The 10,768-nt window shown below is 72.0% G+C and carries 11 protein-coding genes; 8 read left to right on the top strand and 3 right to left on the bottom strand.

Going from position 1 to position 10,768, the window contains the following annotated elements; translation table 11 throughout:
• The 7 genes from H0488_RS18365 to H0488_RS18335 form a co-directional block, all read left to right on the top strand.
• Positions 1-416, top strand: a 416-nt coding sequence (locus H0488_RS18365; protein ID WP_183100687.1) for a RibD family protein, incomplete at its 5' end; no start/stop codon positions are given.
• Complete coding sequence (locus tag H0488_RS18360; RefSeq protein ID WP_312856427.1) at positions 413-1,075, top strand: GTP cyclohydrolase II; 663 nt, start codon at positions 413-415, stop codon at positions 1,073-1,075. The genes H0488_RS18365 and H0488_RS18360, both read left to right, overlap by 4 nt.
• A 117-nt stretch (positions 1,076-1,192) precedes the next feature.
• Positions 1,193-1,597: a phage holin family protein gene (locus H0488_RS18355; protein WP_183100686.1), complete on the top strand. Its 405-nt coding sequence runs from the start codon at positions 1,193-1,195 to the stop codon at positions 1,595-1,597.
• Positions 1,598-1,622: 25 nt separating this feature from the next.
• A complete protein-coding gene (locus tag H0488_RS18350; protein ID WP_183100685.1) occupies positions 1,623-2,483 on the top strand; it encodes a fructosamine kinase family protein in 861 nt (286 codons plus the stop codon).
• Positions 2,484-2,527: 44 nt separating this feature from the next.
• The gene (locus H0488_RS18345; RefSeq protein ID WP_183100684.1) at positions 2,528-3,235 is read left to right on the top strand and encodes a response regulator transcription factor; all 708 of its coding nucleotides are present in this window, start codon (positions 2,528-2,530) and stop codon (positions 3,233-3,235) included.
• A complete protein-coding gene (locus tag H0488_RS18340; protein ID WP_312856426.1) occupies positions 3,232-4,650 on the top strand; it encodes a sensor histidine kinase in 1,419 nt (472 codons plus the stop codon). Before H0488_RS18345 ends, H0488_RS18340 begins: the two co-directional genes overlap by 4 nt.
• The gene (locus H0488_RS18335; RefSeq protein ID WP_183100683.1) at positions 4,643-5,218 is read left to right on the top strand and encodes a hypothetical protein; all 576 of its coding nucleotides are present in this window, start codon (positions 4,643-4,645) and stop codon (positions 5,216-5,218) included. The genes H0488_RS18340 and H0488_RS18335 overlap by 8 nt, the downstream gene beginning before the upstream one ends.
• A 424-nt stretch (positions 5,219-5,642) precedes the next feature.
• On the opposite strand, the gene H0488_RS18330 is transcribed toward H0488_RS18335, so the two are convergent.
• Genes H0488_RS18330 through H0488_RS18320 form a run of 3 tightly spaced genes read right to left on the bottom strand, consistent with a single transcriptional unit; the run spans position 5,643 to position 9,471 of the window.
• Positions 5,643-6,947 carry an anthranilate synthase component I family protein gene (locus H0488_RS18330; RefSeq protein WP_183100682.1) on the bottom strand — a complete coding sequence of 435 codons (1,305 nt, stop codon included), beginning with the start codon at positions 6,945-6,947 and terminating at the stop codon, positions 5,643-5,645.
• Entirely contained in the window at positions 6,944-7,513 is a 570-nt protein-coding gene (locus H0488_RS18325; protein WP_183100681.1) for an anthranilate synthase component II, read from the bottom strand. The genes H0488_RS18330 and H0488_RS18325 overlap by 4 nt, the downstream gene beginning before the upstream one ends.
• 2 nt (positions 7,514-7,515) lie before the next feature.
• The gene (locus H0488_RS18320; protein WP_183100680.1) at positions 7,516-9,471 is read right to left on the bottom strand and encodes an anthranilate synthase family protein; all 1,956 of its coding nucleotides are present in this window, start codon (positions 9,469-9,471) and stop codon (positions 7,516-7,518) included.
• Between the two features lie 11 nt (positions 9,472-9,482).
• Between H0488_RS18320 and H0488_RS18315 the strand changes: the two genes are divergently transcribed.
• Complete coding sequence (locus tag H0488_RS18315; RefSeq protein WP_183100679.1) at positions 9,483-10,709, top strand: carboxylate-amine ligase; 1,227 nt, start codon at positions 9,483-9,485, stop codon at positions 10,707-10,709.
• Positions 10,710-10,768 lie beyond the last annotated feature (59 nt).

Raw genomic sequence — 10,768 nt, 5'->3', positions numbered from 1 at the left:
GGGGCAACTTCTTCACCACCGGCGACAGCGAGAAGCTCGTCTACTGCGGCACCGACGTGGTGCCGCCCGCCCGCGCCCGGCTGGGGCGGCTGGCCACCATCGTCGACGCGGGCCGCAGCCCGCGCCGGATGCACCGGGTCGGCGAGGACCTGCACGAGCGCGGCGTCCGTCGGTTGATGGTGGAGGGCGGCGGCACCGTGCACACCCAGTTCCTCACCGACGGACTGGCCGACGAGCTCCAGCTGGTGATCGCGCCGTTCTTCGTCGGCGACTCGCGGGCGCGCCGGTTCGTCGACGACGGCCGGTTCCCCTGGTGTCCCGACCACCGGGCGCGGCTGGTCGAGACCCGCCAGCTCGGCGACGTCGTACTCCTGCGCTATGCGCTGTCCGACCGGTTCGGGACGGCCGAGCCGTGATCCCGACCGCCGGCAGCCCCGCCAGCATCAGGGCCGAGCTCACCGTCCCCCTGCGCGCCGACGGGTGGGCCACCGTCGCCCGGGTGTTCACCTTCGACGGGCTCGTCGACGGGCGCGAGCACCTCGCGATCGGGCTCGGCTCGTACGCCGCCGCGGTCCACGGCGTACCCCCTGACGGCGACGCGCCGCTGGTGCGGCTGCACAGCGAGTGCCTCACGGGCGACGTCCTCGGCAGCGAGCGCTGCGACTGCGGGCCGCAGCTGCGGGAGGCGATGGTGCGGATCACCGAGGTCGGCGGCTACCTGCTCTACCTGCGGCAGGAGGGCCGCGGCATCGGGCTCTACGAGAAGCTCGACGCCTACACGCTCCAGGACTCCGGGCTCGACACCTACCAGGCCAACCTCGCGCTCGGTCACGGCGCCGACGAGCGCGACTACAGCGCGGCCGCGCAGATGCTGCGCACCCTCGGCGTCGGCCGGCTGCGGCTGCTCACCAACAACCCCGACAAGGCCGCCCAGCTGACCGCCGCCGGACTCGACGTGGCGGAGCGGGTGGCGACCGACGTTCACCTGTCGGCCGCCAACGCCGCCTACCTCACGGCGAAGGAACGCGCCGGCGGCCATGCCCTCGACGTCACCACCGCGCTGCGCTACCTCTAGACGGGGTCGGCACCGCTCCGCCGTCTTCTGTAAGGTCGCCCGGAGAGGCCGTCCCCGCCGGAGTCTCGCTCGGAGGAGCGGCCTCGACCCAGTGTCCGACACGTCCTTTGAGGAACTATGGCCATCGACACCGCCCGCACCGAAGAGCCCACGATCGGGCGCCTGATCAAGGACGCCCAGACCGAGTTCTCCACGCTCATCCGCAAGGAGATCCAGCTCGCCAAGTCCGAGCTGAAGGTGAGCGTCAACGCGGGCGGCATGGGCATCGTGCTGCTGCTCGCGGCCGCGTTCCTGCTGGTCCTGGCGGTGATCATGTTCTCGATCGCCGCCGCCTACCTGATCCACTGGAACGGCGACGGCCTCGCGCTCCACTGGGCCTACCTGATCGTCTGCGGCTTCTACACGCTGCTCGCGGTGCTGCTGACCTTCATCGGCATCAAGAAGTTCAAGAAGGTCAAGGCACCCGAGAAGGCCATCGAGCAGGGGCGCGAGATCCCGCGCGCGCTCAAGGGCCAGTCCTGACCTGAGCCATGTCCTAGGGGGCACCATGACGCGGCAACCCGCGGTCGCCGGCCGAGCAGAGCAACTGCTCGGCTCCTCGGTGATCTCGACCGCGCCGGTGGCCGGCGGCGACGTGTCGAGCGCGGTGAAGCTGCGGCTCTCCAACGGCCGCACCGCCTTCCTCAAGTCCGTCACCCAGGCACCGCCGGGGTTCTTCGAGCGGGAGGCCGCCGGGTTGCGGTGGCTGGCCGAGGCCGACGACGGCGTCGCGACGCCCGAGGTGCTGGCGGTCGACGCCGACTGCCTGATCCTCGCGTGGGTCGAGACCAGTCGACCGGGCCAGGACGCCGCGGCCGCGTTCGGGCGGGCGCTGGCCCGCACCCACCTGAGCGGCGCACCGTCGTACGGCGCTGAAGCCGACGGCTACATCGGCCGGCTGCCGCTCGGCAACCAGCCGCTGCCCAGCTGGGCGGAGTTCTACGTCGAGCGGCGGATCACGCCGTACCTCCGGGTCGCGCGCGACAAGGGGCTGGTCACCCCCGAGGACGCCGACCTCATCGAGCGCGCCGCCGCCCGGGTCGGCGAGATCGTCCCCGACGAGCCGCCGTCACGACTGCACGGCGACCTGTGGAACGGCAACGTGCTCTGGGGCCCCGAGGAGCGGGTCGTCGTCATCGACCCGGCGGCCTACGGCGGTCACCGCGAGATCGACCTGGCGATGCTGATGCTCTTCGGCCTGCCCCAGCTGCAGCACGTGATGGCGGCGTACGACGAGGTCTCGCCCCTCGGCGACGACTGGCAGGAGCGGCTCGGCATCCACCAGCTGTTCCCGCTGATCGTGCACGCCTGCCTCTTCGGCGGCGGCTACGGCGCCCGCGCCGCCAAGATCGCGGCCCGCTACCTGTAGGCGCTTCTCAGCCACCACTCAGCCGCGTCCGTCATCATGGGGGCGTGTCACAGCGCGCCCCTCACCAGCCCCGGGTCCTCGTCGTCGACGACGACCGGGCGGTCCGGGAGTCGCTGCGGCGGTCGCTGGAGTTCAACGGGTACGACGTGCACCTGGCCGGTGACGGCGCCGAGGCGCTCGCCGGCATCGGGTCGGTCGCGCCCGACGTCGTCGTGATGGACGTGATGATGCCGCGCCTCGACGGGCTCGACGCGACCCGGGCGCTGCGCGCGGCCGGCAACGACGTACCGATCCTGGTGCTCACCGCCCGCGACGCCGTGGGCGACCGGGTCGAGGGTCTCGATGCCGGGGCCGACGACTACCTGACCAAGCCATTCGCCCTGCAGGAGCTGCTCGCGCGGCTCCGGGCGCTGCTGCGGCGGGTGGTGCCCCACGAGGACGGCGATGAGGAGGAGATCCTCAGCTTCTCCGACCTCACCATGAACGTCACCACCCGCGAGGTCACCCGCGGCGACCGCTCGATCGAGCTGACCCGCACCGAGTTCACCCTGCTGGAGATGTTCCTGCGCCGGCCGCGGCGGGTGCTCGAGCGCAGCTTCATCCTCGAGGAGGTGTGGGGCTACGACTTCCCCACCACCGCGAACTCGCTCGAGGTCTACGTCGGCTACCTGCGCCGCAAGACCGAGACCGAGCACGAGGCCCGGCTCATCCACACCGTCCGCGGCGTCGGGTACGTGCTGAAGGAATCGTGAGCGGGTTCTGGGCCGGCACCGGTCTCGCCGTCGGGCCCGGCTCGAACGGCAGGTGGCACTACCGGCGGTCGCTGGCGAGCCGGGTGATCCTGCTGACCACGATGACCGTAGGTCTGGCGGTGGCGTTCGTCGCGATCGCCGCCTACGCCACCACCCGGTTCCAGATGCAGCAGAGCCTCGACAGCTCGTTGATGGAGCGGGCGGAGGACGCGGCGAAGTCCCGCGCCCTGATCGCGGCGACGGAGTCCGGCGTGGAGTCGTGGGCGCTGGGCGCGGGCGACGTCCGGATCGCGTTCCTCTTCGCCGAGGGCAACGGCAGGGTCCTCGACCAGGGCCCCGACATCCAGCTCGGGCAGCCCGAGCTCGACGTCGCCCGGGGCAAGCAGGACTCCAGCATCCGCACCATCCTGATCGACGACGAGCGCTACCGCGTGGTCACCGTGCCGACCCAGGAGCCGGGGCTCGCGCTGGTGATCGCGCAGCCGCTGGACGACCAGGACCGGATCCTGTCCCGCCTCGGCTGGGTGACGGTCGCGTTCGGCGGCGTCGGCGTCCTCGCCGCCGGGCTGGCCGGGTGGCTGGTCGCCAGCAACGGCCTGCGCCCGGTCCGGCGGCTGACCACCGCGGTCGAGCGGATCGCTCGCACCGAGGACCTCACCCCGCTCCCCGTCGAGGGCGACGACGAGGTCGCCCGGCTGGCGACCGCGTTCAACCACATGCTCACCGCCCTCGACGCGTCGCGGGTCCGGCAACGACAGCTGGTCGCCGACGCGAGCCACGAGCTGCGCACCCCGCTCACCTCGCTGCGCACCAACATCGACCTGATGACGATGTCCGGCGGCGACGCGACGTCGCTGCCGCCCGACGCCCGGGCCGAGCTGATGGAGGACATCCGCGCCCAGATCGAGGAGCTGACCACGCTCATCGGCGACCTCACCGAGCTCGCTCGCGACGAGCCGGTACCGCCGACCGTCGAGCCGGTCGACCTCGCCGACGTCGTCGACCACGCCGTCCAGCGGGTCCGCCGACGCGCCCCCGGCATCACCTTCGAGGTCTTCACCCGCCCCTGGTGGGTCGTCGGCGAGGCGCCCGCCCTCGAGCGCGCGGTGACCAACCTGCTCGACAACGCGGCCAAGTGGAGCCCCGAGGGTGGGCTGGTCACCGCACGGCTCAGCGACGGCGTGCTCACCGTCGACGACCAGGGTCCGGGCATCCCCGAGGAGGAGCGCGCCCGGATCTTCGATAGGTTCTGGCGGTCCGCCGACTCGCGCACCCTCCCGGGGTCCGGCCTCGGGCTGGCGATCGTCCGTCAGGTCGCCGAGCGCCACGCGGGGTCGGTGCAGGCGACGGAGAACGTGGGCGGTGGGGCGCGGATGGTGCTCAAGCTGCCGGGGACGGAGAAGGTGGATGCTTAGGTTTCGAGGCTCGCTTCGCTCGCACCTCAACCACCGCCTCTGGGTCGCGGCAACTCTTGTACTTCTTGCGGGGTGTGGCGACGACGAGGTCGGCGAGAAGCCCGACCTCCCGGACGAGACACCCGCGCTGTGGAACCCGTGCGACGTCCTCGACTCCGGGACCATCGAGCGCGAGTTCGGGTCCGTGGCGACCGAGGAGTCCGGCACCGCCAGCGCCCCGGAGTGCCGCTTCAAACCCGACGAGAAGTCCGGGCAGGCCGTCGTGACCGCCAGCTACACGCTCTTCTCCGGCACCCTCGACGAGGCCTGGGAGAGCATGGGTCAGCCCGAGGACGCCGAGGTCACCGAGCCCGAGATCGACGGGGCCGACGCGGCGCGCGTCGTCGTCGACGTCGTACGCAAGCAGCTGTACGTCACCGGCTTCGTCCAGAACGGCGAGCTGATCCAGAACGTCAACGTCGTCGACCCCGCGCCGTACGACGAGCAGGCGGTCCTCGCCGGCGTCCGCACCGTGCTCACCCTCCTCTCCCAGCACGCGGTCGAGTCGGGCGTCGAGGAGACGGACTAACGGCCCTCCGGTGGTCGAGGAGGTCGCGCAGCGACCGTCACGAGACCCCCGTCTCGGAGGCCGAGGAGGTCGCACAGCGACCGTCACGAGACCCCTTTCCCGGTGGTCGAGGAGGTCGCGAAGCGACCGTCACGAGACCCCCATCTCGGAGGCCGAGGAGGTCGCACAGCGACCGTCACGAGACCCCTTTCCCGGTGGTCGAGGAGGTCGCGAAGCGACCGTCACGAGACCCCCGGACGTGCCATGGCTCCGCCGGGCGGGGCTGAGGGACGTGCGGATGCCTTGGTTTCGAGGCTCGCTGCGCTCGCACCTCAACCAGCGGCGAGCGCGCGCTGTCTGTTGGTCGAGGAGGTCGCGCAGCGACCGTCACGAGACCCCTTTCCCGGTGGTCGAGGAGGTCGCGCAGCGACCGTCCGACGCCGGCCTACTCGTCCTCGGCCAGGGCTTGCAGCAGGCGTTCGGCCTTCCACCGGGTCTCGGCGTACTCCTCGGCCACGTCGGAGTCGACGGTGATCCCGCCGCCGGTGCCGAGAAGGTAGCCATCGCCTGCTGTCAGCAACGTGCGGATCACGACGCCGAGGTCGGCGCGGCCGTCGCCGGAGACCCAGCCGAACGCGCCGGCGTACGCACCGCGCGGGGTCGCTTCGACCGCGTCGATGATCTCCATGGTCCGCAGCTTCGGCGCCCCCGTCATCGACCCGGCGGGGAACAGCGCGCGCAGCGCCCCCACCGCGGTCACGTCGTCGCGGAGCCGGCCGCGGACCGTCGACACCAGCTGGTGCACCGACGAGTAGGACTCGACCTCCATCAGGACCGGTACGTCGACGCTGCCCACCTCGCACACCTGCGAGAGGTCGTTGCGCAGCAGGTCGACGATCATCAGGTTCTCGGCGCGGAACTTGGGGTCCGTCGCCAGCCGCTCGCGGGCGGCCTTGTCCTCGGGCCGGGTCGCGCCGCGGGCGGTGGTGCCCTTGATCGGCTTGGTCTCGAGCATCCGGTCGGCCGTCACCAGCGCGTAGCGCTCCGGCGAGGAGCTGAGCAGCCAGCCGCTCGCGTCCGGCCGGCCTGGGACGCTGTGCTGCAGGAACCCGGCGTACGGCGCCGGGTTGAGGCTGCGCAGCCGGAGGTACGCCGTCGCGGGGTCGGTCCGGCTCGCGATCCGGAGCCGGTGGGTCAGGTTGACCTCGTAGGAGTTGCCCGCGTGCAGGTGCTCCTGGACGGTGTCGAAAGCGGCTTCGTAGTCGGCCGGCGGGGTGGTGGGTGGGGTTTCCTGGCGCTTGTCGGGCATTGCATCGGCCGACAAGCGCAGGAATCCCCGGTCGACCGGGGATTCCTGCAGCCCAGCGCCCCCGTGCTCGAACATCCGGATGCGGCTCGGCCGCATCCAGATCGCGTCGGGGAGATCCGGGTCGGGGCGAGCGGGGAGGTCGGGCCGGGAGGCGTAGCCGAAGTAGCCGAACCACTGGTCGGACGGGGAGCCGGCGGCCAGCTCGGCCTCGAGCACGACGAACGGGTCGTCTCCGACCACGACCGAGGCGTCGCCCGCGTGCCGGGTGACCTCGCGGCGGGCGGCGTCGTAGGTCAGCGACACGTCGTCGTCGTCGAGCCAGCCGATGATCGACCGCTGCCGGCTCCACTCCCGGGCCCCGCCGCCGTCGAGCCAGACACAGCGCCGGTGCTGGGCCGCGATCTCGGTGAAGGCGCCCTCGGCGTCGACGTGGGCGCTCACGAGGACTCCCGGAAGTACGGTCCCAGGAAGTTGGCCACCAGCGCGGCGCCGTGGGCGGTGAGGATCGACTCGGGGTGGAACTGCACGCCGACCACCGGCAGCTCGCGGTGCGCGACGCCCATGACGACGTCGTCGTCGCAGGTCGCGACGACGTCGAGGACGTCGGGCACGCGATGGGCCCGCAGCGAGTGGTAGCGGACGACCGGGAAGTCCTGCTCGAGCCCGGTGAAGATCCCGGTGCCGTCGTGGTGGACCCGGGCGACCACGCCGTGCGCCGGCTTGCCCCGCCCGACGGTGCCCCCGAAGTGGGTGACGATCCCCTGCATCCCGAGGCAGATCCCGAGCACCGGGAGGCCGAGGTCCAGCAGCGACCAGTCGTGCTCGTCGGGGTGCCCGGGTCCGGGCGACAGGACGATCACGTCGTGCGCGAGCAGCTGCTCCGTCGTACACACGTCGTGCTGCACGACCGTCGGCAGCACGCCTGTCACGCCGGCGACGAGGTGGACGAGGTTCTGCGTGTACGAGTCGTGGTGGTCGACCACGACGACGGCGGGCGCCCGGGCCATCCTCAGCCGTCGGTCAGCAGCACGGCGGAGACGAGGTCGTGGACGATGTCCCAGCCGCGCTCGGTGAGGATCGACTCGGCGTGGAACTGGACGCCGCGGTAGTGCGGGCCGGCCAGCGCGTTGACGTCGCCGGTCTCCGGGTCGGCTTCGACGGTGACGCCGTCCGGCAGGGGTCTCGTGACGCTCGCTGGGCGATCTCCTCGACCATCGGTCGGGACGCGGCCGACGAACGTGTTGTAGAACCCCACCCGCTCGCGCCGGCCGTTGACGACGACCTCGGACTGCGTGCCCTGGAACACGATGTCCTTGTAGGTGAGCGGGATGCCGAGTTGATGGCACAGCGCCTGGTGGCCGAGGCAGACCGCGAGGAACGGCCGCTCCGCCTCCAGCAGCGAGCCGACGGCATGCCGCAGGTTGACCATCTTCTGGTCGGCATCGTCGCGCGGGTCGCCGGGACCGGGACCGACGATGACCAGGTCGAAGCCGTCGAGGCAGCCGGGCGTGTAGTCCTCGTGGCGTACGACGGCGCTGCTCATGCCCATCACCGCCAGCAGGTGGCGCAGCATGTTCACGAAGTCGTCCTCGCCGTCGAGGATCACCACGCTCTTGCCGGCCAGCCGCGGGTCGGGCGGGGTGCCGGCCTGGTCGGTCAGCCAGAAGCCGCTGAGCCGGCGGTTGCGCGCGTTGAGGGCGATCAGCACGTCCTCGTCGGCGGCCAGCGCCGCGAGGTCGACGCCGTGCTCGGGCGCGAGCGGCACCAGGCCGAAGGCGGACAGGATGCCGCCGGCCTTGGCGTGCGTCTCGGCCACCTCGTACGCCGGGTCGGAGTCGCGCACCAGGGTGGCGCCCGCGGTCACCTTGAGCCGGCCGTCGAGGTCGACGTCGGCGGTGCGGATCACGATCGGGCTGTCGATGACGGGCAGGCCGTCGTCGTCGCGCCCGATCACGGCGAGCGCGGCGCCGTAGTAGCCGCGGCCCTCCGGCTCGTACTGCTTGATCAGCCGGCACGCGTTCTGCACCGGCGACCCGGTCACCGTGGCGGCGTACATGGTGTCCCGCAGGATCGCCCGCACGTCGCTGCGACTGCGGCCGGCGAGGAGGTACTCAGTGTGGATCAGGTGGGTCATCGGCTTGAGGAACGGCCCGAGCACCTGACCGCCCTCGTGGCAGATGTCGCACATCATCTTGAGCTCTTCGTCGACGACCATGAAGAGCTCGTAGATCTCCTTCTCGTCCTTGAGGAACTCGAGGAGCCGGGTCTCGATGGCCCGGTCGTCACCCTCCGGCGGCCGTACCCGGAACGTCCCCGAGATCGGGTTCATCCGCACGTCACCGCCGTGCACGCTGACGTGCCGCTCGGGGCTGGCGCCGATCAGGTAGCGGTCGCCGGTGAAGAAGAGGAACGTCCAGTAGGCGCCGCGCTCGCGCTCGAGCAGGCGCCGGAAGACGGTGAGCGCCTTGTCGGCACCCCAGTCGGCGACGACGGCGCGGTAGTGACGGCCGACGACCAGGTTGGCGCCCTCGCCCTGCCCGATCTCGTCCTTGATGATCGCCTCGACGACCTTGGCGTAGTCGGTGTCGTCGACGTCGAACCCTCCCCGGTCGGCGAACTCGATACCGCCGTCGTCGATCGCGCCGATCATGTCGGCGACGGAGAACTCGCGCTCGGTCTCGACGTCGACCACGACCAGCGGGGTGCCGTCGTCGTGGGCGTCGAAGCCGCGCTCGGCGACCTGGCGGAAAGGTACGGCGACCAGCCGGTCGCACTGCCGTCCGGGCGGCGGCGGGCCTTCCTCGAGCGGGATGTCCATGATCGAGTCGGCCACCCAGCGACGACCGCCGAGCAGGCCGACGGTGTCGCGGTCACCTGCCCGGGTGGAGCGCCGGATGATCGCCCAGGCCTCGTGCCCCTGGATGGCCGCGATGGCTTCCCTGGGCGTGAGGTCCGGCTCGTTCATGGGCGCAGCCTATGCGGCCGCACCGGTCGGGCGCCGCTGAGATACGCGACGCGGACGCCCGGCTCAGGCGGCCCCGCATCGGGTACCTCGCCGTCGTGGAGCCCAGGACCGTCGGCATCGAGGAGGAGCTGCTCCTCGTCGACCCGGAGACGCGGCTGCTGGCGCCGCGCTCGCAGGAGGTGCTGGGCCGGGCCGTCGTCGATCCGTCGTCCGCGCCCGACGAGGTCCTCGACAAGGAGCTGTTCCGCCACCAGGTCGAGANCGACAAGGAGCTGTTCCGCCACCAGGTCGAGACCCGGACGACCCCGCTGGTCGACCTCGACGAGGTGCGCAGCCACCTGGTGCGGCAGCGCCGCGCGGCGGCCGAGGCCGCGGAGCAGGTCGGCATCCGCATCGCGGCCTCCGGCACGAGCCCGGCCGCGAGCGGGGAGCCGGCGGTCTACCGCGACGACCGCTACCTCGCCATGCTCCAGACGTACGGCGAGATCACCCGCACCGCCGGGATCTGCGGCATGCACGTGCACGTCGGGATCGACTCCGAGGAGCAGGGCGTCGACGTGATCGACCGGATCGTCCCGTGGCTGCCGGTGCTGCTCGCGATCAGCGCGAACTCGCCGTACGCCGAGGGCCGGGACACCGGCTACCACTCCTGGCGGTCGCAGATGTGGGCGCAGTGGCCGAGCGCCGGGCTGACCGAGCCGTTCGGGTCGCTCGCGGTCTATCGCGAGGTGAGTCGGCGGATGATCGAGTCCGGAGCCGCGCGGGACGCCGGCATGTTGTACTTCGACGCCCGGCTCTCCGCCAACAATCCGACGGTGGAGGTGCGGATCACCGACGTGTGCACCGATCCGGACGACGCCGTCCTCGTCGCGGCCCTCGTGCGGGGACTGGTGAGGCAGGCGGCCGACGCCCGCGCCATGGCCCGCCACACCTGGCGCCTCGAGCTGCTCCAGGCGGCGAAGTGGCGGGCCGCTCGCTCCGGCCTGTCCGACCGGCTGCTGAGCCCGGTGACGATGGAGCCGATGCCCGCGCGCGAGGCGCTGTCAGCGCTCGTCGCGCTGGTGCGCGAGCCGCTCGCGGCGTGTGGCGACCTCGCCCGCGTCGAGGACGGGGTGGACCGGGTCCTGGCCGGTGGCGGGGCGAGTCGCCAGCACGCGGCGTACGAACGCAGCGGCGGCGACCTGCACGCGGTGGTCGACGACCTCGTCGTCCGGACCAACGCCTGCTGGCGGTCGTGACCTCAGCGCGGGGGCTGCTCAGACGCCGAGCGCAACGAAGGCGGCGGCGGTGCCGGCGG

This window comes from Nocardioides pelophilus (genome assembly GCF_014180685.1).
Lineage (GTDB): Bacteria > Actinomycetota > Actinomycetes > Propionibacteriales > Nocardioidaceae > Nocardioides > Nocardioides pelophilus.
The sequence above is the reverse complement of the archived record's forward strand: the minus strand, read 5'-3'. Positions and strand labels throughout refer to the sequence as shown.

What these genes read in the sequence shown, in the direction of transcription:
- H0488_RS18355 (WP_183100686.1), top strand. Translation starts at nt 1,193, where the DNA reads ATGGCCATCGACACCGCCCGCACCGAAGAGCCCACGATCGGGCGCCTG.
- H0488_RS18350 (WP_183100685.1), top strand. Translation starts at nt 1,623, where the DNA reads ATGACGCGGCAACCCGCGGTCGCCGGCCGAGCAGAGCAACTGCTCGGC.
- H0488_RS18335 (WP_183100683.1), top strand. Translation starts at nt 4,643, where the DNA reads ATGCTTAGGTTTCGAGGCTCGCTTCGCTCGCACCTCAACCACCGCCTC.
- H0488_RS18325 (WP_183100681.1), bottom strand. Translation starts at nt 7,513, where the DNA reads ATGGCCCGGGCGCCCGCCGTCGTCGTGGTCGACCACCACGACTCGTAC.
- H0488_RS18320 (WP_183100680.1), bottom strand. Translation starts at nt 9,471, where the DNA reads ATGAACGAGCCGGACCTCACGCCCAGGGAAGCCATCGCGGCCATCCAG.